The organism is Sinomonas cyclohexanicum (genome assembly GCF_020886775.1).
Lineage (GTDB): Bacteria > Actinomycetota > Actinomycetes > Actinomycetales > Micrococcaceae > Sinomonas > Sinomonas cyclohexanicum.
Map to the genome: position 1 here is coordinate 4,332,354 of NZ_AP024525.1, position 21,724 is coordinate 4,354,077.

The following is a 21,724-nucleotide window of genomic DNA, read 5'->3' on the forward strand; positions in this document are numbered from 1 at the left end:
GTCTAGTCAGTGCGCTCCGAGCACCATCCATGAGTCACCCCGCGCACGCAGGCCTAGCGTCGCGGCGCGCGCGAGCATGTACCCGCCGGCGAAGGCCGCCCACAGCCACATGAGCCCGGCCGGGCCACCGACGCCGGACGTGCCGACCCACACCAGGAGCGGCGCGTAGACCACGAGGTTGAGGACGCCCGCGAGCGCGAGATACCGCGCGTCCCCGGCGCCGATGAGGACGCCGTCGAGCACGAATACGTACCCGCACACAGGCTGGCTCAGGGCCAGCACGAGGAGGGCCGGAAGGAGCGCCTCATGCACCTGAAGGTCCGGCGTGAAGACCCAACCGATCCACGGCGCCGCGGCGGCGAGCACCGCCCCGGTCAGCAGCCCGTAGCCCAGCGACCACCGCACCATGGTCCCCGTGAGCTCGCGGGCCCTCGCGGCACGGGACGCCCCGAGCTCCTTGCCGATGAGGGCCTGGGCGGCGATCGCGAGGGCATCCAGGGCGAACGCAAGGAAGCTGAAGAGGGTCATGGCCAGCTGGTGCGCCGCGAGGTTGGTGGCCCCCTGCTGGGCGGCCACCACCACGGCCGCGAGGATCGCGGCGCGAAGCGTGAGCGTGCGGAGCATGAGCCACGAGCCCACGTGCGCGGCGCCGAGCACCCCTCGCCGGCTCGGCACGACGCCGACGCCCTCGTGGCGCATCCGGCGCAGCACGATGGCGACGTACACCGCGGCCATGCCCAGCTGCGCGATGCTCGTGCCGATCGCCGACCCGGCAATGCCCCAGCCGATCCCATAGACGAACAGCAGGTTGAGCACGATGTTCCCCGTGAAACCGACGGTCGCGACCACGAGTGGGGTCCGCGTGTCCTGCAGCCCGCGCAAGGCCCCCGTGCCGGCGAAGACGAGGAGCATTCCCACGAGGCCTGGCATGGACCACACCAGGTAGTCCACCGCGTAGCCGTGCACGGCGCCCGAGCCGCCGAGGAGCGCGATCATCGATGGCGCGAACGCCCAGCTGAGCGCCGCGAGGGCGAGGCCGAGCAGCAGCGCGAGCCACGCGCCGTCGCGCGCGGCCGCCATCGCGTGGCCCATCTTCCCCGCGCCGAGGTAGCGAGCCACGGCCGGGCCCGTGCCGTAGGCGAGGAACACCATGAGCCCGACGGCGGTCTGAAGCACCGTCGTGGCGAGGCCGAGGCCGGCAAGCTGGTCGACGCCGAGGTGCCCCACGATCGCCGAGTCGGCCAGCAGGAACATCGGCTCGGCGATGAGCGCGAAGAACGCGGGCACGGCGAGGCGCAGGATCTCGCGTGCCGTGGACCGCTCGGCCACCCGAGTGCCTCCGTTTCCTGCGGTGCCGTGCTCTGCCGCGTACTCCATGCGACCCACTGTAGGCGGGGGCACCGACAAGACTCGACGGGATCCCGGGGTCTGGACGCCCCACCCGATTTGGAGTTAGTCTCGTTAACATGAAATCGGAGGGCGGGCGGCAGGCAGAGCCCGAGGCCAGCGCGGAGGTCCCGACCCGGGCCGAAGCCGGGTCCGGGACGCGGCCCTACGTCATGACCAGGCGCGCCTCCGCCGCCGAGGACACCCGCGTACGCATCCTGGACGCCATGGGCGAGCTCTTCCTCGAGCGGCCCCTCGCCCAGATCACGCTCGGCCAGGTCGCGGAGCGCGCGGGGGTCACGGTCCAGACGGTCATCCGGCGCTTCGGCGACAAGGACGGACTGACGCGGCCGCGGCAGCCCACGGTCTCAGCGCTGTAGCGAACACGAGGGACGCCGCCCCCGTGGGGGACCTGCGCGGCGCCCTCGAGAACCTCACCGAGCACTATGAGACCTCCAGCCGCCTCGCCCTCAAGATGCTCGCCGAGGAGCACGACTCCCCCGTCATGGAGGAGATCACCGGTCGCGGCCGCGCCTACCACCGTGCGTGGTGCGAGCGGGTCTTCGCGCCCTCGCTTGACGGGCTGGCCGGCGCCGAACGCGCGCGCCGCCTCGCCCAGTTCGTCGCCGTGTGCGACGTCTACACCTGGAAGCTGCTCCGCCTCGACGCGGGACTGAGCCGCCCCCAGTACATCGTCGCCCTCACCGAGCTCCTCGAGCCGCTCCTCGGCCCCGGACCCACACACTAGAAGGTCGCCATGGCCACCGTCCTCGCCTACACGTCACCGGCACTGGGGCACCTCTTCCCCATGATGCCGCTCCTGCTTGAGCTCGCCGGGCGCGGGCACCGGGTCCATGTGCGCACGCTCGCCTCACAGGTCGGGCTCGTGCGCGATCACGGGCTCGACGCCGAGCCGATCGACCCGGGCATCGAGGCGATCGAGCACCACGACTTCGGCGCCCGCACTGCGATCGAGGCCCTCTCGGCCACTGGCGACGTCTTCGCGCGCCGCGCCGGGCTCGACGCACCGGACCTCGAACGCGCCGTGGGCGCCGTACGGCCGGACGTCCTCGTCGTCGACATCAACCCGTGGGGCGCCCGGCTTGCGGCCGAGGCGTGGGGCGGCCCGTGGGTGACCTTCAGCCCGTACATCCCGCCGATCCGTGCCGCGGGGACACCGCCCTTCGGCCCGGGCCTCGCCCCGATGCGCGGGCCGCTGGGCAGGCTCCGCGACGCTGTGCTGCGGCCGCTCATCCTCGGACAGGTCGAGAAGCGCTTCCTGCCGGGCATCAACGCCGTTCGCGCGGCGCGGGGCCTCGCGCCGGTCGCGGACGTGGACGCATTCTTCCGCTCGGCGCCCGTCATGCTCGTCACGACCTCCGAGCCGTTCGACTATCCCCACTCCGACTGGCTCCCCGCGGTCCGCTCGATCGGCGCCCTGCCGTGGGAGCCGCCGTCGGCCGTGCCGGCATGGGTCGAGGAGCCCGGGGACCCGTTCGTCCTCGTCACGACCTCCTCCGAGTACCAGGCCGACGAGTCCCTCGCCCGGGCCGCGGTCGAGGGGCTCGCCGGAGAGCCCTACCGGGTCGTCGTGACGATGCCGGCAGGGGTCTCGGACCTCGGTCCGCTGCCCGCGAACGCCCGGGTGGAGCGGTTCGTGCCCCACTCGGCGGTCCTCGCCCGGGCCGCCGTCGCCGTGACGCACGGCGGGATGGGGGCCACGCAGAAGGCGCTCGCCGCGGGCGTGCCCTGCGTGGCGGTCCCGTTCGGCCGGGACCAGCCCGAGGTGGCCGCGCGCGTGGTGCGCTCCGGCGCCGGGGTGCGCGTGGCCAAGGGCAGACTCACTCCCGAACGGCTCCGCGAGGCCGTCCGGCGCGCGGCCGGGATGGCCGACGGCGCGCTCCGGGTCTCCGCCGGATACCGCGCCGCGGGCGGGGCTGCTGCAGGTGCCGATGCCGTCGAGGAGCTCCTCGGGCCATCCGGGGAACGGGCCCATCGACGCAACCCAGCGCCTCGCCGCAACCCAGCGCCCGAATCGGCCACGGAGCGCGCGGATCGCCCGTGACCTGTGTCGGCCTGCGGGACGGGGCCTCCTCTGGCCGGGGCGCCGGGCCGGTCCCATACTGATCGCATGTCCGCCGACGCAGCCTTCACAGGTTCCATGCCCGAGCTCTATGACACCATCCTCGTTCCCATGATGTTCACGGACTTCGCCGAGGACCTCGCGGCGGAGGTCGCCTCCATCGACCCCGCCGACGTCCTTGAGACGGCGGCTGGGACCGGAGTCCTGACCCGGGAGCTGCACCGCATCCTCCCGGGGGCCACAATCACCGCGACCGACCTCAATCCGGCGATGCTCGCCCAGGCCGCCAAGTCCCTTCCGGCCTCGGACAGCGTGCGCTGGCAGCAGGCCGACGCCCAGGCGCTCCCGTTCGAGGACGCCTCCTTCGACGCCGTGATGAACCAGTTCGGCATCATGTTCTTCCCCGACCGGCACCGTGCGTATGCGGAGGCGCGCCGGGTCCTGCGGCCGGGCGGGCGGCTCTCGGCTGCGGTCTGGGGCGAGCTCGAGGACAACGAGGCGAGCCTCCTCGTCGAGCACACCCTCAGGTCCCTGTTCCCCGAACGGCCGCCGCAGTTCTTCCGCCGGGTGCCGTTCGCGTACACGGACCCTGAATTGATCAGCTCCGAGCTCGAGGGCGCCGGCTTCTCGGACGTAGCGGTCCGCACGGTCGAGCACCGCAGCGCTCCGGCCTCGGCCCGCGACATCGCCGTCTCGCACCTGCGGGGCACTCCGCTCGCGAACGAGCTGTCCGAGGGCTACGGCGACCCCGACAAGGTCACCGACGAGGTAGCCCGGCTCCTCGAGGCACGGTTCAGAGGCGTGCCGTTCGCGGGCAGGACCTCGGCGGTTTTCTTCACAGGCGTCGCCTGAGCCATGGCCACCCAGTTCTACACAGCCTCCAGCATCGACGGGTTCATCGCGGACCCCGATCCACTACGCGCCGATCGCGCTCGGCGGGAGTGCGCACGACGGCGCGATGCCGGCCGCCACTGACCCGGCACCGCGCCGTCGTACTTGCCGCACCGAGCGGAACGGAGGTGGGGCTACGCCCCGTGCCCGTGCACCTCTGCGTCCACCTCGAGGGCCTCGGCTGCGTCCTCCGCGGCGGTGTGCACATGGGGCCCGACGGGGCCGCGCTGGCGGCGGTATCGGACCACACCGATCGCGACGACCACGGCGGCAAGCCCCACGGAGAGAATGAGCTCATCACGGGTGTCATCGAGGAACAGCATGCCCACGAGCAGGGCGACGATCGCGATGATGGACGCCCACGTGAGGTACGGGAAGAGCCACATCCGGATCTCGAGCTTCGTCCCGGCGGCGTCGGCCCGGCGCCTGAGCACGAGCTGAGAGGCCGAGATGACGAGCCAGACGAACAGGGCGATCGCGCCCGAGGTGTTCACGAGGAAGAGGAAGACCGTGTCCGGCCAGAGGTAGTTCAGACCCACGGTGATGAACCCGACGACGGTCGAGACGAGGACCGAGCGGACCGGCACGCCGCGGCCCGAGATGCGGCCCCAGGACGTCGGGGCGTCGCCGCGGGTCGAGAGCGAGAAGATCATGCGGCTCGCCGTGTACAGGCCCGAGTTGAGGCACGAGAGGACGGACGTGAGCACGACGATGTCCATGATGGTGCCCGCGCCGGGGATTCCGAAGCGCTCGATCACGGCCACGTAGGGGCTCTTCGCCACGGAGGCGTCGTCCCACGGGAGGAGGGTCACGACGATGGCCATCGAGCCGATGTAGAACACGAGGATGCGCCACACCGTGGAGGTCACGGCCTTGCGGACGGCCGTCACCGGATCAGTGGACTCGCCGGCGGCGATGGTGGCGATCTCCGCGCCGAAGAACGAGAAGACGACCACGAGGATGCCGGCGAGGACCGCGCCGCCGCCGTTGGGCATGAAGCCGCCGTGTCCCAGAGGGTTGCTGGTTCCCGGCGCGGGCAGTCCGGGGATGAGGCCGAGGATCGCGGCGATGCCCGCGATAAGGAACAGCAAGATGGCGGTGACCTTGACGGACGCGAACCAGAACTCGAACTCGCCGTAGGACTTCACACTCCACACGTTGGTGAGCGTGAGGGCAATCATGAGCACGAGTGCCCACACCCACTGGTCGACTCCGGGGAGCCAGCGATGCATGATGGCGGCACCGGCGGTTGCCTCGATGCCGAGGACGATGATCCAGAACCACGCGTAGAGCCAGCCGATGCTGAACCCGGCCCAACGGCCGAGCGCCTTGTCGGCGTAGGCGGAGAACGAGCCGGTCTCCGGATTCGCGGCGGCCATCTCGCCGAGCATGCGCATCACGAGGATGACCACGATGCCCGCCGCCGCGTACGCGACGAGGATGCCCGGCCCGGCCTGGTGGATCGCCGCACCGGAGCCGACGAAGAGCCCGGCCCCGATGACGCCGGCAATGGCGATCATCGACAGGTGGCGCGGCTTGAGGGATTTGTGGAGTTGGGGCTGGGAAGCCATGAGGCTCACTTCCATGTCACGGGGTCAATGCCGGGATTAATGGTGAACCCATGCCAGTTCGGCATGCGCGGCACATCGCACAGTCTTAGATCAATTCTTCCATGTGAGTGCACAAAACCGTTTCCTTTGGCGCAACACCTGTATATTCACAAGTTCCTTGAAACGTGGATGCAACGTAGCGCGGGCCACTGGGCAGCATGACCCGCCTCACAGAGAGGCTGGTCGAGGCAGCGGACACGCCTTGTCCTCAGGGGCCGCTACGTTGTCCGCATGGCTATCGCACGATTCCCCAATGTCGTCATCGACTGCCCCGATCCCGCGGCCCTCGCACGGTTCTACGCGGCCCTTCTGGACTGGACGGTCGAGGAGGCGTCCGCCGAATGGGGCCAGATCCGCGCCGACTACGGGCAGTGCATCTCCTTCCAGGGCGTGGACGGCTACCACGCCCCCGAGTGGCCCGGCCAGGAGGTCCCCCAGCAGATGCACCTCGACGTCATGGTGGACGAGCTCGACGCCGCCGAGCAGGCCGTCCTGGGCCTCGGCGCCACGAAGGCCGAGCACCAGCCCGGCACCACCTTCCGCGTCTTCCTCGATCCCGCCGGACACCCGTTCTGCCTCTGCGCGTCCTGAGCTCGCCCCGGCCCTGATGGGATGCGCACGACGGCGCGGCGCCGGCCACCGCTGACCCGGCATCGCGCCGTCGTGCGTGCCCCCGCCCCGCTCCTAACGCGTGTGGAACGTCTCCGCGAGCGCGTAGACCGGGGTGTCGAGCCCCTCGAGCCGTGCCTTGAGCTGGAGCGCGAGGTACTTCGAGTAGTGGCGCGACTGGTGCAGGTTGCCGCCGTGGAACCAGAGGTTCTCCTGCCGGGTGGGCTTCCACATGTTGCGCAGCTCGCCCTGCCACGGGCCCGGGTCCTTCGTGGTGTCGGAGCCGAGGCCCCAGCACTTGCCGACCTTGTCCGCGACCTCCTGCGAGATGAGCTTGGCGGCCCAGCCGTTCATCGAGCCGTACCCCGTCGCGTACACGACGGCGTCCGCCTCAAGGCGCGTGCCGTCGTCGAGCACCACCGCGTTCTCCTCGAGGTGGGAGACCTGGCCGTTCGCGAGCCGGATGGCGCCCTTCGCGATGAGCTCGGAGGCGCCGATGTTGATGTAATAGCCGGAGCCGCGGCGGAGGTACTTGAGGAAGAGGCCCGAGTCGTCGTCGCCGAAGTCCAGCTGGAAGCCGGCCTGCTCGAGGCTGTCGTAGAAGTCCTTGTCCCGCTCGCGGATCTCGTCGAAGGCGGGCCGCTGGAAGTCCGGGAGGACCTTGTACGGGATGGAGGCGAAGATGAGGTCCGCGGTCTCGTGGTCGATCCCGTTGGCCAGGGCCTCCTCTGAGTAGAGCGGCCCGAGGACCACCTCCATGAGCGAATCGGACTTGACGATGTGGGTGCTCGAGCGCTGGAGCATGATCGGCTCGGCGCCGTTCTGCCACAGGTCGGCGCAGATGTCATGAGCCGAGTTGTTCGATCCCACCACCACGACCTTCTTGCCCGCGTACTTCGCGCCGCCCGGGTGCTGGGACGAGTGGTGCTGATCGCCGCGGAACACGTCCTGGCCTGGCAGCGTCGGGACGCTCGGGATGCCGGACATTCCCGTGGCCATCACGAGGTGCGTCGGGGTGAGCGTCAGCTCGTGGCCCTCCCGCGTGACCTGCACCGTCCACTGCTGCGTCCCCTCGTCGAAGGACGCGCTCGTGGCCTCGGTGCTGGGCCAGTAGTCGAGCTCCATGATGTGGGTGTAGTGCTCGAGCCAGTCGCCCATCTTGTCCTTGGGGGTGAACACCGGCCAGTGGTCCGGGAAGGGGAGGTACGGCATGTGGTCGTACCAGACCGGGTCGTGGAGGCAGAGCGAGTGATACCGCGAGCGCCACTGGTCGCCGGGGCGAGGGTGCTTGTCGATCACGAGGGCCGGGACGCCGAGCCTCTTGAGCCGCGCCGCGAGGCCGATCCCGCCCTGACCGCCGCCCACCACGAGCACGTACGGCTGCTCGTCGATGCCGAACGTCTCTGCGCGGGACCTGCGGCGGTCGAGCCAGTTCTGGGTCGAGACGTTGACGCCGTGCTCCGCGCCACGCTCCCGGCGGCTGCCCGATGGCTCCGGGAAGGCGTTGAGGCCCTGGGCGCTGGACAGGAAGGTCCACGCCTTGCCGCCGCGCAGGCGCACGAGCCCCTTGCCGTGGAACGCCTTGTTCCGGAAGGTGTACCAGGCCTCGGTCACGCCGTCGTCCTCGCTCGCGCTCGTCACCTCGAGCTCGCGCGGCCAGCTGTCCGGGCCGACGGCGGCGAGCATCGCCTCGATCTCCTGCCGGCCCTCGGCGGTGTGGATGTTCCAGGTGAGGCTGGCCAGGTCGCGCCAGTAGCTCTCGTCGCCGAACAGCGAGGCCGCGGCCCCGACGTCGCCCGCGGCGAACGCCTCCTCGAGGTCCGCAAACCAGACCCTCGCGCCCTGCAGCGCTGCATCACTCATCGCACTTCTCCTTTGAACGCCTGAGCTGATGCACTCGAAGGTATGGCGCGAATCACATTCACGGGAGCGTTGCAGAACGTTGCAGCCGTGGCCAGGGACCCCGCAACCGACGGGACATGACCCCTCAACGTTGTGGGGTCACTTCTCGCGGTTGAGAGGTCAGCGCACGACGGCGGCCGGCACCGTCAGTCGGTACGGCCGGCTCTCGATGAGCCCGCCGAGGCGCTTGCGCAGGCGCGAGAGCTCGGCGCGGACGGTGACCTCGGTCTGGGCGCCATCGAGCCGGGCGAGGACCTCGCGGGCCTCAAGCCCGCGCGGGTGCGCAGCGAGGAGGGCCAGGAGCTCGAAGTGCCGCGCGGTCAGGGGTATCTCCGTCGCACCCTCGCCGGAGCCGAGGACGGCCGACGGCGGCGGGCCGGGCCGCAGCTCGAGCTCGGCGCGCGCGGTGGCCGGGCGCAGGACCCAGCCTCCGTCGAGGCGTTCGACCTGCATCGGGCCCACGCCCGGGACCCAGTGCTGGCCAGCGGCCAGACCGGCGGGGAGTCGGATGCGCTCGCCCACGCCGAACCCGTCCGCCGAGGCGACCCACCCGGCGTCGTCCACCACGAGTCGCCGCCCGAGCACCCCCGAGCCAGCGGCCGCCGCGAGCGCGAGGCGGCGCAGCTCGCCGTCGTGCGCGCGGCCGAGGAGGTCCATCGCCTCGCGCGCGGTCATGCTCACCAGGGAGAGCGTGTGCGGGTGGGCCGTGCGGTAGGAGCCGGAGAGGGTCACGACGCCGAGCGGCGCGCCGGACTTCGGGCCGAGGATCGGCGCGCTCGTGCAGACCCACGTGTGCTGCTCCTCCGCCCCGTGCTCAGGTCCGAAGATCTGCACCGGCCGGCGCTCCTCCATCGCGGTGCCGAGGGAATTGACGCCGACGTCGCGCTCGCGCCACCGGGCACCCTGGACGAAGCCGAGCTCCTCGCTCTTGCGGCGCACTGCGGCAGGTCCGCTGACCCACAGGACATAGCCCTCGTCGTCGCTCACCACGAGCTCGTTGCCGGCCTCCGCTGCGAGCGGCATGAGGCGGTCCATGAGGAGCGGCAGCACGGAGGCAAGGGCGCCCGCACGTTCGCGCCGCTCGGCGAGCGCGGCGTCGTCGAGCGGTCCGCGGCGACCCGGCGGGGCTCCCTGCCGCTGCCACGCGCGGGCGACGACGGTCCGCACCGGATGCGGGATCTCGCTCGTGGACTGCCACGAGCGGTGGAGGCGTAGCAGCTCGCGCGCCTTGGCTGTCGGGTCGTCGAAGACCGTGAGTGCGGCCTCGAGGCGCGGCTGCGTCACGGGCACCTCCTCGGCTTCGCGGCCGTCCCGAGCGGGACGGTCCCACCAGAGTGGCACGGATCACGGGGGTTTGGACAGGGGCGCGGCGCGGGCGCACGTGTCCAACAGACCCTCAGCCGACGATGGCCCTAGAACCCGCCGCCCTCGCCGCCGGAGTCGGCCGCCATGTTGGCGAAGCGCGAGTAGTGCCCCTGGAAGGCGACGACAATGTCCTTCGTGGGGCCGTTGCGGTGCTTGGCCACGAGGATGTCGGCCTCACCGGCGCGGGGGGACTCCTTGTTGTACACGTCCTCGCGGTGCAGGAGGATAACCATATCCGCGTCCTGCTCGATCGATCCGCTTTCGCGAAGATCGGAGACCATCGGCCGCTTGTCCTGCCGCTGCTCAGAACCGCGGTTGAGCTGCGAGAGCGCGATGACGGGAACCTGCAGCTCCTTGGCGAGCAGCTTGAGCGCGCGCGAGAACTCGGAGACCTCCTGCTGGCGGCTCTCGACCTTCTTGCCCGAGGTCATGAGCTGGAGGTAGTCGAGCACCACGAGCTTGAGGTCGTGCTGCTGCTTGAGACGGCGGCACTTGGCGCGGATTTCCATGAGGGACATGTTGGGCGAGTCGTCGATGAACAGCGGCGACTCGTTGAGCGGTCCCAGCACGGAGGCGATCTTGGACCACTGCTCGTCGCGGAGGGTCCCGCGGCGCAGGTCCTGGAGCTGGATGGACGCCTCGGCGCTCATGAGGCGCATCGCGATCTCGTTGCGCCCCATCTCGAGGGAGAAGAAGACTGTGGCCATCTTGTGCTTGATCGCGGCGGAGCGCGCGAAGTCCAGCGCGAACGTCGACTTGCCGACGGCGGGGCGCGCGGCGATGACGATCATCTGCCCCGGGTGCAGGCCGTGGGTGAGCTCGTCGAGCTCGTAGAAGCCGGTGGGGACGCCCGTCATGCCGCCACCGCGGTGCCCGGCCGCCTCGATCTCGTCCATCGCGCCCTCCATGACCTGGGAGAGCGGGACGTAGTCCTCCGCGGCGCGGCGCTCGGCCACCGAGTACACCTCGGCCTGGGCCTGGTTGACGAGGTCCTCGACCTCGCCGTCCTGCCCGTACCCGAGCTGGACGATCTTGGTCCCGGCGCTCACGAGGCGACGCAGGACGGCGCGCTCGGCCACGATCTCCGCGTAGTAGCCGGCGTTGGCCGCGGTGGGGACGGACTGGATGAGCTCATGGAGGTACGCCGGGCCGCCCACGCGGTTGATCTCGCCGCGCTTGGTCAGCTCGTCCGAGACCGTCACAGCGTCGGCGGGCTCGCCCTTGCCGTAGAGGTCGATGATCGCCTCGTAGATCGCCTCGTGGGCGGGGCGGTAGAAGTCGACGCCGCGCAGCACCTCGACCACGTCCGCGATGGCGTCCTTGGAGAGCATCATGCCTCCGAGGACCGACTGCTCGGCGACGATGTCCTGCGGCGGGGTCCGGCCGGAGTCGGGGTCGCGGAGGGCCGGCGCTGAATCAATCTGGGACGCGGACACGGGCAACACCTCGGAGACCTAGCTATTCATCCAGCAGGAGGCCCGCGCGGGCGCCCTCCGGAGGGACGTGCACACCGTATCGGCACGCACTGACACTCGTGAAGCTCGCCGTCCACCGCCCTTGTGGACAACCTGTGGGAAAACCCCCTCAGCGTGTTCACAGTACCTGTGGACAACTGTGGATAACTCATCGGATCCCTCATCAAAGGGGCTCTGACCTGCGGAAACTCTGTTGACAGAGTGTGGATCAAGAAATTCTTTCCACAGGCCCAATCCACAGCCTCGGCGGGCCCGAGTTCGGCAAGCAGATGTTCTAGCATTCATGGACACCGACAAGATGTGATTCAGGCCACATATATGTCGAAGATCGGGAAACCCATGCCTCTCGGCACATATTCACCGGACCTCGCCCCACCTGCGCGGCAGGCACTACGCTGGAAGCGCACACTCCGCCACCCGAGAAGCTCCGATGGAAAACCTCCTCCCCCCGCTCCTGATCCTCCTTGCCGTCGCCGTTGTCATCATCCTCGTGATCCGCGCCGGCTCGAGGCGCAGCAAGGCGTCCCTCGAGGGCGCGCTGGCCGCCGGCCCAGAGGCCGCCGCCGCGGCTGCCGCGCGCCTCACGGAGGCGCAGCACCGCACCGTCTACTCACTGATCGCGCGGGGCCTGACGGTCCAAGCCATCGCCGCCTACCGTGAGGCCACCGGTGCGGGGCTCGTCGAGGCGCGCAACGCGGTGATCCTCATGGACCGCCATCCCCAGCAGTTCCGCGGCGGATCCACCCGTACGGCGTCTCCTGAGGAGACGGAGTCGCCGGCGGAGGGCAATGCCGCTCCGTCGCCTGAGGTGACCGCCGCGCCCGAGCCGCCGCGCGCCGTCGTGCGCCCGCGCCCGGCCCACCACGAGGAAGGGCAGGGCGAGGCGGGGGTCACGAGCGCGCCCGCGGCGGGGACGCAGAGGCAGCCCGCGCCGTCGCCCGCACAGAACACGCCCAACGTGCCGGCCGACCCCTACCGCGACGAGCCGCGGCCGCAAGTCTTCCCCTACCGGTACCGGGCGATCGTGAGCAATGGACACGAGACGCTCGAGGTGGCGTCCAACATGCTCAACGACGCGATCTACAACGAGATCAAGGCGCTCGCCCAGATCGGGGACGCCGAGGACGCCGCGCAGATGCTGCGCCGCCACTCGGACATCACGATCGAGGACGCGCGGGCGTTCGTCGCGCTGCTGTAGCGGGGCCGCGCCGCTCTGGCGGGTCCGTGGCGGCCCGTCAGCCTGCGGGGACCTCCGCTGCCTCGAGGACACGCAGCGCGTTCCCGAAGCACAGCGCGTCCAGATCCTCACGCGACCAGCCGCGCTCAGCGAGGGCGGCGAGCAGGGGCGCGTAGCCGGCCACGCCGTCCATCCCGCGCGGCAGGTCCGTCGTGCCGTCGAAGTCCCCGCCGAGCCCGAGGTGCCCCGGACCCACCACCTCGCGGGCGTGCTCGAGGTGGCGCACGACGTCGTCGATGGTCGCCTCGGGTGCGGGGTTGGCGCTGAACCAGGCCGCGAACTCCGCCGCGGCCGCCGGCTCCTCCTCGGGCGCAACGTCGTGGAATCCGATCGGCAGGCCGAGCTCCCGGCGTCGGTCCCGGATGGCGAGCGCGTGCTCGCGGCACGCCTCGGAGACGAACTTCGGCACGAAGGTGACCATGAGGACGCCGCCGTTGGCGGGTAGTCGCTCGAGCACGTGGTCCGGGACGTTCCGAGGGTGGCCGCAGACGGCGCGTGCGGACGAATGGGAGAAGATCACGGGACGGTCGGTTGTGTCGAGGGCGTCGAGCATGGTCTGGGGCGAGACGTGCGAGAGGTCCACGAGCATGCCGATCCGGTTCATCTCGGCTACCACCTCGCGGCCGAACGCGCTCAGCCCCGGGTCCTCGCCCCGATCCATCGCGGCTCCGGTCGCGGAGGTGGCCCACGGGAGGTCGTCATTGTGGGTGAGCGTCATGTAGCGGACGCCGAGCTCGGCGAGCATCCGCAGGACGCCCAGCGATCCGTCGATGCTGTGACCGCCCTCAGCACCCATCAGCGAGGCGATCTTCCCGCGGCCGACGGCGTCGCGCACCTGGGCGGCGGAGATTGCCAGCTCGAAGGTCCCGGGGTGGGCGGCGACGATGCGGCGCACGCAGTCGACCTGCTCGAGCGTGGCGACGACCGACTCGGCCGGGCTCAGGGTCGAGGGCACGAAGACCGACCAGAACTGCGCCCCGACTCCCCCGGCCCGCAGCCGCGGGATGTCCGTGTGGAGGCGGGGCTGGCCCGACTCGAGGGTTGCCGCCGCCACGTCGTACCCGAAGTCTTGGCGCAGTGCCCAAGGGAGGTCGTTGTGGCCGTCGAAGACCGGGGCGTGCTCAGGTTCGGGCTGCATCCGGCCATCGTACGTCCGAGAAACGTCCGGCGCTCACCTCCTGAGGCACCCCAGGAGGTGACCTCCAGAACGTGACCTCCGGAACGTGACACTCAGGAGGTGACACCCAGAAGTTGACTCCTAGGCGGGGCGGCCGGTGAGGTCCGCGAGGAGCTCCTCGAAGGACTTGTCCTCCGGCCGGGTCGCCACGGCCGGCAGCTTGACGTCGCCCGCGCCACGCGCCGCGCCGTTGGCCGAGCCGGTGCCACGCTCGCGGGCCAGCTCCTGGACGAGCTCGGTCGCAGCACGCTCGATCCGGCCGGTGAGACCACCGCTGGCCGAGCTGGCGCCGCCGTCGCCCTGGCCCCAGTCCGTCGGGGCGGCGAAGACTGCGGTGGGAAGGATCCGGGTGCGGAGGTAGCTGAAGAGCGGGCGCATCGCGAAGTCGAGCATCAGGCTGTGCCGTGCGGATCCTCCGGTCGCGCCGAGGAGGACGATCTTCCCCTCGAGCGAGCGGGGATCGAGGACGTCGATGAACGACTTGAACAGGCCGCTGTAGCTCGAGGAGAACACCGGTGTGACGGCGATGATCGCATCAGCCCGCTCGACCGCGGCGATGGCCTCGGCGAGATTGGGTCCGGCGTACCCGGTCACGAAGTTGTTCGCGATATCCACGGCGAGGTCGCGGAGCTCGAACGTCGACACCGACGGCGCGAGCCCGGCGGTGCGGGCCAACCGCTCGGCGGCGACCGCGAGCTGGTCGGCGAGGAGTCGGCTCGACGACGGGACGCCGAGGCCTGCGGAGATGACGACAATCCTGATGTTCTCGGTCATTGCCCTGCCTTGCTCTCGCTTAGTCTGAATTTCATGCATTTGCATCTACTTCTCCAACCACGCCACCTCTCGCCGTATTCCCACCAGACAACGAAGGCCCCCTCCGCCAATGCGGAGGGGGCCTTCGCGGAAGTCCGGCGCGAACTACTTCGCGGCGACAACCTCGAGGTTGACCACGGCCGAGACCTCGTCGTGCAGGCGCACGGAGACCTCGTACTTGCCGGTGGACTTGATGTGGCCGGGGATGACCACGCGGCGCTTGTCGATGGCACCAAGGCCAGCGGCCTCGACAGCACCGGCAACGGCCTCGGCGCGGACGGTGCCGAAGAGGCGACCTTCCTTGCCGGCCTTCACCTCAAGACGGACCGGCGTGCCAGCGAGGGCAGCGGCCTGGGCCTGAGCGGCCTCGAGCGTCTTGTGGGCGCGCGCCTCGCGGGCGGCACGGATCTGGGCGACCTGCTTCTCGCCACCCTTGGTCCACGCCACGGCGTAGCCGCGCGGCAACAGGTAGTTGCGGGCGTAGCCGTCCTTGACCTCGACGACTTCACCGGCCGAGCCGAGACCCGACACCTCGTTCGTCAGAATGAGCTTTGCCATGAGATTGCTTCCCTTCTCAGCCGCGGCCAGCGCCGGAGTAGGGGAGCAGGGCAACCTCGCGGGCGTTCTTGATCGCCTGGGCGATCTTGCGCTGCTCCTGCACGGTCACGCCGGTCACCCGACGAGCGCGGATCTTGCCGCGGTCCGAGATGAACTTGCGCAGCAGTGCGACGTCCTTGTAGTCGATGACAGTGATGTCAGCGGCCTTCAAGGGGTTGGACTTTGGTTTCGGCTTGCGGATTTCAGCCTTGGCCATCGTGGAGCTCCTTAGTCTCTGGAGCCCGTGGCGTGAGCCACGGGATGGTTGTTGTTATGGAAAGGAAGTCGATCAGAACGGGGGCTCGGACTCGTTGCCGTTGCCCCAGCCGCCGGCGTTGCTGACGCCCGGGGTCGCCCACGGGTCGTCCTGCTGCTGCTGGCCGCCACCCCAGGTGCCACCGGAGTTGCCGCCCTGGCCCTGTGAGCCCTGGCCGCCGCTCCATCCTCCGCCGGCGTTGCCGCCGCCGAAGTTGCCGCCCTGGTTGCCACCGAAGTTGCCGCCCTGCTGACCGCCAAAGTTGCCGCCGCCCTGACCGCCGGAGCGCTGGGTGCGGTTGACCTTCGCGGACGCATAGCGCAGGCTCGGGCCGATCTCGTCGACCTCGAGCTCGATGACGGTGCGCTTCTCGCCTTCCTTGGTCTCGTACGAACGGCTCTTCAGGCGGCCGCTGACGATCACGCGCATGCCCTTGGTGAGGGACTCGGCGACGTTCTCGGCTGCCTCGCGCCAGATGGACGCGCGGAGGAACAGGGTCTCCCCGTCCTTCCACTCGTTGGCCTGGCGGTCGAACGTACGCGGAGTGGAGGCCACGGTGAAGTTGGCGACCGCCGAACCGGACGGCGTGAACCGCAGTTCGGGGTCGTTCGTCAGATTGCCGATCACCGTGATGGTGGTCTCGCCTGCCATGCTTCCTCCTGGTTCCGTGTCTGCGTGAAGAGCTTTGTACTGCAGTAGTGAAAGAAGACGCCAGAGTTACTTGGCGGAAACCTTCTGATCCTCAGGGCGGATGATCTTGGTGCGCAGGATCGTCTCGTTGAGGTTGAGCTGACGGTCAAGCTCCTGGGCCGTAGCAGGCTCAGAAGTGAAGTTGACGACGGCGTAGATGGCCTCGTTCTTCTTCTTGATGTCGTAGGACAGACGGCGACGGCCCCAGATGTCCACCTTGTCGACGGTTCCACCGTCAGTGGTGATCACAGAGAGGAACTTATCCAGCGACTGCTGGATCGTGCGCTCGTCGACCTCGGGGTCGATGAGGACCATCAGTTCGTAAGGACGCATGTGTGAACCCACCTCCTTTGGGCTAAGCGGTTGCGGGCGTTCCGCAACAGGAGGTTCATGTGCGTGACTGCGCGCCGGTCAAGCTGGCACACAGACTGCACAAGTCTACCGGATCCGCACCACCGCCGATGACCCGGCCCGAGAACCGCCGTGACGCCCACGCTAGCGGCGGCGGTGCCGCCGTCGTGCGCCCGCGGCACCGTATGTGGACAACTCACGCACTGATCTACATGCCGCAGCGGATCCATGCATGGCGTCGCGCGACCCCGTAGGCTTGATGCACCGTCAGCAACCGGCAGGAGACAGCACATGGCCCAGAGCCCAGCAGAGCGCTCCCCCGAGGAGGCAGCCCACGAGGCGGTGATGAACGGCGTCTCGAACGTCCTCCTGAACATCGAGCACGCCGTGACTCTCGCGAAGAAGACCCGAACCCAGGCCGCGAAGTCGGACGGGGAACGCAACACAATGCTCGCCCTCGACGATGCAATCGTGGCGCTCCAGGCCACCCGCAAGCGACTCATGCAGGACGCGTACTACCGGCAGACCGAGCTGCGCCTGCTCTAGCCGAGAATTGTCGGCCCCCACCGTAGGCTGAAACCCGTCAGCACCAGGTTTCAGATTGCAGGGGGTTCTGTGCGCAGCGGCGAAGAGATCCGGGCGGCACTGGTCAAGTTCGCGGCCAAGTGGGGCGACTACGACGGTAGCGAGAAGGCAGAGGCCCAGACCTTCCTCAACGAGCTGTTCGCCGCCTACGGCACCGATCGGCTCGGCGCTGGCGCGAGGTTCGAGGACTTCAAGACCTCGGCCGGCTTCATGGACCTCCATTGGCCCGGCAATCTCATCGTCGAGATGAAGGCCCCCGGCGTCCCGGTCGCCTCTGCACGCGATCAGGTTGAGCGGTATTGGAGGGAATCCGCGGACGACGACGCTGACGTGCCCGCCGCCCGTTGGGTCCTCATCTGCAACTTCGGCAGCTTCGAGCTGTGGGAACCGGGCCGCTTCCCGGCCAAACCGAGGTACTCCTTCACTCTCAAGGAGCTACCGGATCGCTACGACGCCCTGCTGTTCATGGCTGATTCAGCCGTGGAACCCATATTCATCGAGCACCATCGGCACCTCAGCCGAGAAGCAGCCAAGCTCGTCGCGGACCTGTACCACTCGCTTCTCGACCGGGCAGCGGCCCCGGTCAATGAAGTCCAGCGCTTCGTCCTGCAGTCGGTATGGTGCCTGTACGCCGAGGACCTGCTAATGCTGGAGGACTACCCGATGCAGAACCTGGTGGCCCGGTTACGCGCCAACCCCAACCTGAATCCTGCGGCCGAGTTCCAGTTCTTCTTCACCGTGCTGAACCAGAAGGGAAACCACAACCGGACCGGTCACTACTCGGGAACGCGCTACGTCAACGGAGATCTGTTCAGCTCGGCCTCAGGCATCGCCCTCAACCAGGTCGAGCTCAAACTCCTCGCATCGGCGGCCGAGTTCGACTGGCGTCAGGTCGACCCGACCATCTTCGGATCCCTCCTCGAGGGTGTCCTGGGTCCGGAACGCCGCTCGGCACTCGGCGCGCACTACACGCACGAGGCGGACATCATGAAGGTGGTGACGCCGACCATCATTCGACCGTGGCGCAAGAAGATCGACGCTGTCGGATCGCCTCAGGCCGGCGTCTTCCTCCTCCACGAACTATGCGCCTTCACGATCCTCGATCCCGCCTGCGGGTGTGGGAACTTCCTCTACGTCGCCTACAGGGAGATGCGGGCCCTCGAGTCCGAGCTCAAGGCAAAGATCAAGGAGGTCTCGCATCAGAAGGGACTTCCAGTCCCCGCGGGCGACCTTCCCTACTACCCCTTGCGCAATCTCTACGGCCTCGAGATCGAGCCCGTTGCCGTCCTGATCTCGAGGCTCACCTTGTGGATGGGGCAGCGCCAGATGATCGACCGCTTTGGGCTCGCGGAAGACCCACTGCCACTTGTCGACATGTCCTCGATCAAGCATGCGGACTCGCTTCAGATCCAGTGGCCAGAGGTTGACGCGATCATTGGAAATCCGCCGTTCCTCGGGTCACAGTTCATCCGAAGCCGTCTTGGGGACGACTACGCCGACTGGCTCGCGAAGCGCTTCAAGGTCGGGATCAAAGACCTCGTCACGTACTGGTTCAGGATTGCGCAAGACCATCTCAAACCCGGACAGCGGGCGGGGTTGGTTGCCACGAATTCTGTTTCCCAGAATCGGGCAAGGTCAGCGTCGCTCGACTACATCGTGAGCACTGGCGGGGTCATCACCGATGCCGTCAGCAGCCAGAAATGGCCGGGCGATGCGAAGGTCCACGTGAGCATCGTGAACTGGATCAAGAAGCCCGCCGATGCGATCACCGAATGCTCCCTTGACGGGAGCGAGGTTCCAGCGATCAGTTCGTCGCTCACTTCGCTCGATCCTCACGAGTGGACACCCGCCATCCTCGCGGCGAACAAGGCGCGATGCTTCCAGGGCCCCATACCCGTCGGAGCCGGATTCATCGTCTCCGATGGTGAAGCACGCCGGATGCTCGAACAGGATCCAAAGAACGAGGATGTCGTGCGGCCGTATCTCAACGGAGAAGACATCGCCGAACGACCCGACCAGAGCCCGTCACGCTGGATCATCGACTTCGGGCTGCGGACCCTCGAAGAAGCTCGGCACTATGCGGCCCCACTTGACATCGTGCGGAGCAGGGTCCGGCCCGCCCGCGAATCGAACAATCGAAAGTTGTACCGGGACGTGTGGTGGCTCTTCGGCGAGAACCGCCCGGGAATGCGGCGCGCCCTGAGCGGCCTGGACCAATTCATCTCGGGTGCTGCCCAGGGCAAGCGGCTCATCGTCGCATTTCAGGATGCTCGGGTGTGTCCAAGCAATCTTACAAATGTGTTCGCTTTCGACGACGAATACTCAATGGGAGTCCTCCTCTCACGAACTCACGAGATATGGGCCTGGCACCAGTCCTCGACGCTCAAAGGCGATCTCCGCTACACACCAACATCTGTCTTCGCAACGTTCCCTTGGCCCGACCCGGTGACACCAGCGCAACGCGAGAGGGTGGCGGCACTTAGCCGCGCCGTCGTCGGCCGCCGCCAGGAGATCTGCCTCCGCGAAGGCTTCGGCCTCACGAAGCTCTACAACCTCGTGGACGACGGCGCCTACGCGGACCTCAAGAAGCTGCACCGCCAGCTGGATGAAGCAGTCGCCGAGTGCTACGGCTGGCCACGGTCAGCAGCGCAGGATTCAGACGAGATCGCGCGTCGGCTCACGCAGCTCAACAGGGAGATCTCCGAGGGGACACGCACCTACGCGCCCTTCTCCCACGACTCCCAGCAACTGCTGGAAGGATCGGCACATGAGTCCTGACACCGAGCTATCCCGCCGCGCGCGCACCGCCAATCGCCGCTTCTGGATCATGATCGCCGTCGGCGTCATCGTCCTGATCTCCACGGGCTTCCTCTGGTCGTGGTGGCCCGCACCGGCCGCAGGCTGGGGCGCCGCCGCCCTCGTGTACGACGTCTGGGTGTGGGCCATCATCGCCCCGAAGGACGCCGAGGGCACCCGGGCCCACGCACGCATGGAGGACCCGCGCCGGAGCACACGCGACTTCCTCATCCTGTGCGCGAACGCGGCCGCGATCGTCGCGGTGGTGATCGTGATCGCCAACGGCAGCAATGCACCCAAGGGCGAGAAGACGGCGCTGGCCCTGCTCGCGATCACAGTGGTCGCCGCGTCGTGGCTCATGCTCCACACGCTCTTCACGCTCCGCTACACCGAGCTGTACTACGCGACCCCCGAGGGCGGGATCGACTTCAACCAGGACGAGCCGCCCCAGTACACCGACATCGCGTACATGGCCTTCAGCCTCGGCATGACCTACCAGGTCTCCGACACGGCCATCAAGAACCACTCCATCCGGAACGAGGCCCTCAAGCACAGCCTGCTCGCCTTCGTGTTCGCGACGCTGATCCTCGCCTCGACCATCAACCTCGTGATCGGCCTCGCGAGCTAGCCGAAGAGCCGCTCCGCGGCCTTGGCCAGCCGCCACGGGTCCTGCACCCCGGCAAGCTCCCGCGCGGAGTGCATCGACAGCAGGGGGATCCCCACGTCCACCGTGCGGATCCCGAGCCGCGTGGCGGTGAGCGGGCCGATCGTGGACCCGCACGGCACGTCGTTGTTGGACACGAACTCCTGGTACGGAACCTCCGCCTCGCCGCACAGGCGCGCCCACATCGCCGCGCCGGGGGCGTCCGTCGCGTACCGCTGGTTCGCGTTGATCTTCAGCAGCGGCCCGCCGTTGAGCAGCGGGTGGTTGGCGGGGTCGTGCCGCTCGGCGTAGTTGGGGTGGACGGCGTGGCCGGCGTCCGCGGACACGTGCCACGACGCGGCGAACGCGCGACGGCGCTCGGTCGCCGTCGCGCCGAGGCCGTCCCCGATGCGGGCCAGGACATCCTCGAGGAACGGGCCCGACGCACCGGAGCGGGACGCCGACCCCACCTCCTCGTGGTCGAACGCGGCGAGGACGGCGATGGACTCCCCCTCGCCCGCCACGTAGGCCTGGATGAGCGCCGTGAGGCCGGCGTGCACCGAGGAGAGGTTGTCCAGCCTTCCGGACGCGAAGAACTCCCCGTGAGCGCCGAACACGGCGGGCTCCTGCGTGTCCGCCACGACCACGTCGAAGCCGCCCACCTCCGCCGGATCGACGCCGGCCGCCTCCGCGAGAAGCCCGATCAGGTCCGCTGCGGCGGGGTCGCCGAGCCCCCACACGGGGTTCATGTGCTGCTGCTTGCCGAGCGTGAGCCCCTCGTTGACGGCCCGGTCGAGGTGGATCGCCAGCTGCGGGAACCGCAGGAGGGGGCCCCGTCGACGCAAGGTGCTGCGCGCCGTCGTGCGTCACGAGGCGCCCGGCGAGCCGCAGTTCCCGGTCCAGCCACGAATTCAGCAGCGGACCGCCGTACACCTCCACGCCCGCCTGCAGCCAGCCGAACTTGCCGGTGGTGGGCTTGGGCTTGAGCTTGAACGACGGCGAATCGGTGTGCGCACCGAGGATGCGGAACGGCGTGGTGGGGCCCGCGCCGTCCGGCACGGCCCACGCGATGAGCGCGCCGTCGCGGACTACCGCGTAGCCGCCGGGGCCGGTGGGCCACTCCTGAGTCTCGTCCAGGACCGTGAAGCCGGCCTCCGCGAGCCGCCGGGAACCCTCGGCGACGGCGTGGAAGCTCGACGGCGAGGCCATCACGAAGCGGCCGAGGTCAAGGGCATGCAGGTGCGCGGCGGTAGGCATG

The 21,724-nt window shown here is 69.0% G+C and carries 20 protein-coding genes and 1 pseudogene; 9 read left to right on the forward strand and 12 right to left on the reverse strand.

Annotation, left to right across the window (positions count from 1 at the left end; all coding sequences use genetic code 11):
- Positions 1-6: 6 nt before the first annotated feature.
- Positions 7-1,377: an MATE family efflux transporter gene (locus tag SCMU_RS20335; protein ID WP_229230879.1), complete on the reverse strand. Its 1,371-nt coding sequence runs from the start codon at positions 1,375-1,377 to the stop codon at positions 7-9.
- 89 nt (positions 1,378-1,466) lie between these two features.
- Between SCMU_RS20335 and SCMU_RS20340 the strand changes: the two genes are divergently transcribed.
- The 4 genes from SCMU_RS20340 (at position 1,467) to SCMU_RS20355 (ending at position 4,321) form a co-directional block, all read left to right on the forward strand.
- A complete protein-coding gene (locus SCMU_RS20340) occupies positions 1,467-1,766 on the forward strand; it encodes a TetR/AcrR family transcriptional regulator (RefSeq protein WP_229230880.1) in 300 nt (99 codons plus the stop codon).
- A 23-nt stretch (positions 1,767-1,789) separates the two neighbouring features.
- Positions 1,790-2,134, forward strand: coding sequence for a hypothetical protein (locus SCMU_RS20345; RefSeq protein WP_229230881.1), 345 nt, complete (start codon positions 1,790-1,792; stop codon positions 2,132-2,134).
- Positions 2,135-2,143: 9 nt separating this feature from the next.
- Positions 2,144-3,451, forward strand: a complete 1,308-nt coding sequence (locus SCMU_RS20350) for a glycosyltransferase (RefSeq protein WP_229230882.1) — start codon at positions 2,144-2,146, stop codon at positions 3,449-3,451.
- 66 nt (positions 3,452-3,517) lie between these two features.
- The gene (locus SCMU_RS20355; RefSeq protein ID WP_229230883.1) at positions 3,518-4,321 is read left to right on the forward strand and encodes a class I SAM-dependent methyltransferase; all 804 of its coding nucleotides are present in this window, start codon (positions 3,518-3,520) and stop codon (positions 4,319-4,321) included.
- Positions 4,322-4,494: 173 nt separating this feature from the next.
- Here SCMU_RS20355 and SCMU_RS20360 read toward each other — a convergent pair whose 3' ends face one another.
- Complete coding sequence (locus SCMU_RS20360) at positions 4,495-5,931, reverse strand: amino acid permease (protein ID WP_229230884.1); 1,437 nt, start codon at positions 5,929-5,931, stop codon at positions 4,495-4,497.
- A gap of 270 nt (positions 5,932-6,201) precedes the next feature.
- Between SCMU_RS20360 and SCMU_RS20365 the strand changes: the two genes are divergently transcribed.
- Positions 6,202-6,561, forward strand: a complete 360-nt coding sequence (locus tag SCMU_RS20365; protein ID WP_229230885.1) for a VOC family protein — start codon at positions 6,202-6,204, stop codon at positions 6,559-6,561.
- 93 nt (positions 6,562-6,654) lie between these two features.
- Here SCMU_RS20365 and SCMU_RS20370 read toward each other — a convergent pair whose 3' ends face one another.
- From SCMU_RS20370 to dnaB, 3 genes are all read right to left on the reverse strand, one after another.
- Positions 6,655-8,442 (reverse strand): NAD(P)/FAD-dependent oxidoreductase, encoded by a 1,788-nt coding sequence (locus SCMU_RS20370; RefSeq protein ID WP_229230886.1) that lies wholly within the window; start codon positions 8,440-8,442, stop codon positions 6,655-6,657.
- 159 nt (positions 8,443-8,601) lie between these two features.
- Positions 8,602-9,765, reverse strand: a complete 1,164-nt coding sequence (locus SCMU_RS20375; RefSeq protein ID WP_229230887.1) for a helix-turn-helix domain-containing protein — start codon at positions 9,763-9,765, stop codon at positions 8,602-8,604.
- Positions 9,766-9,893: 128 nt separating this feature from the next.
- Positions 9,894-11,282 (reverse strand): replicative DNA helicase, encoded by a 1,389-nt coding sequence (gene dnaB, locus SCMU_RS20380; RefSeq protein WP_229230888.1) that lies wholly within the window; start codon positions 11,280-11,282, stop codon positions 9,894-9,896.
- A gap of 469 nt (positions 11,283-11,751) precedes the next feature.
- Between dnaB and SCMU_RS20385 the strand changes: the two genes are divergently transcribed.
- Complete coding sequence (locus tag SCMU_RS20385) at positions 11,752-12,519, forward strand: hypothetical protein (protein WP_229230889.1); 768 nt, start codon at positions 11,752-11,754, stop codon at positions 12,517-12,519.
- 37 nt (positions 12,520-12,556) lie between these two features.
- Here the strand turns inward: SCMU_RS20385 and SCMU_RS20390 are convergent, their stop codons facing one another.
- The 6 genes from SCMU_RS20390 to rpsF all read right to left on the reverse strand — a co-directional run bounded on the left by SCMU_RS20390 (position 12,557) and on the right by rpsF (position 16,424).
- Complete coding sequence (locus tag SCMU_RS20390; RefSeq protein WP_229230890.1) at positions 12,557-13,696, reverse strand: dipeptidase; 1,140 nt, start codon at positions 13,694-13,696, stop codon at positions 12,557-12,559.
- Positions 13,697-13,816: 120 nt separating this feature from the next.
- The gene (locus SCMU_RS20395; RefSeq protein ID WP_229230891.1) at positions 13,817-14,509 is read right to left on the reverse strand and encodes a CE1759 family FMN reductase; all 693 of its coding nucleotides are present in this window, start codon (positions 14,507-14,509) and stop codon (positions 13,817-13,819) included.
- A gap of 144 nt (positions 14,510-14,653) precedes the next feature.
- Entirely contained in the window at positions 14,654-15,106 is a 453-nt protein-coding gene (gene rplI, locus SCMU_RS20400; protein WP_229230892.1) for a 50S ribosomal protein L9, read from the reverse strand.
- A 16-nt stretch (positions 15,107-15,122) separates the two neighbouring features.
- Positions 15,123-15,362 (reverse strand): 30S ribosomal protein S18, encoded by a 240-nt coding sequence (rpsR, locus tag SCMU_RS20405; RefSeq protein ID WP_010144869.1) that lies wholly within the window; start codon positions 15,360-15,362, stop codon positions 15,123-15,125.
- 72 nt (positions 15,363-15,434) lie between these two features.
- Positions 15,435-16,052, reverse strand: coding sequence for a single-stranded DNA-binding protein (locus tag SCMU_RS20410; RefSeq protein ID WP_229230893.1), 618 nt, complete (start codon positions 16,050-16,052; stop codon positions 15,435-15,437).
- 66 nt (positions 16,053-16,118) lie between these two features.
- Complete coding sequence (gene rpsF, locus SCMU_RS20415) at positions 16,119-16,424, reverse strand: 30S ribosomal protein S6 (protein ID WP_229230894.1); 306 nt, start codon at positions 16,422-16,424, stop codon at positions 16,119-16,121.
- Positions 16,425-16,733: 309 nt separating this feature from the next.
- Here rpsF and SCMU_RS20420 point away from each other — a divergent pair, with 309 nt between their 5' ends.
- The 3 genes from SCMU_RS20420 to SCMU_RS20430 all read left to right on the forward strand — a co-directional run bounded on the left by SCMU_RS20420 (position 16,734) and on the right by SCMU_RS20430 (position 20,451).
- Positions 16,734-16,988: a hypothetical protein gene (locus SCMU_RS20420; protein WP_229230895.1), complete on the forward strand. Its 255-nt coding sequence runs from the start codon at positions 16,734-16,736 to the stop codon at positions 16,986-16,988.
- A 69-nt stretch (positions 16,989-17,057) separates the two neighbouring features.
- On the forward strand, positions 17,058-19,805 hold the full coding sequence (locus SCMU_RS20425; RefSeq protein WP_229230896.1) for a DNA methyltransferase: 2,748 nt from the start codon (positions 17,058-17,060) through the stop codon (positions 19,803-19,805).
- Positions 19,795-20,451 (forward strand): DUF1345 domain-containing protein, encoded by a 657-nt coding sequence (locus SCMU_RS20430; RefSeq protein ID WP_229230897.1) that lies wholly within the window; start codon positions 19,795-19,797, stop codon positions 20,449-20,451. Before SCMU_RS20425 ends, SCMU_RS20430 begins: the two co-directional genes overlap by 11 nt.
- On the opposite strand, the pseudogene SCMU_RS20435 reads toward SCMU_RS20430, so the two are convergent.
- Positions 20,448-21,723: pseudogene (locus SCMU_RS20435) on the reverse strand (M18 family aminopeptidase). The gene SCMU_RS20430 and the pseudogene SCMU_RS20435 sit on opposite strands and share 4 nt — an antisense overlap.
- Position 21,724 lies beyond the last annotated feature (1 nt).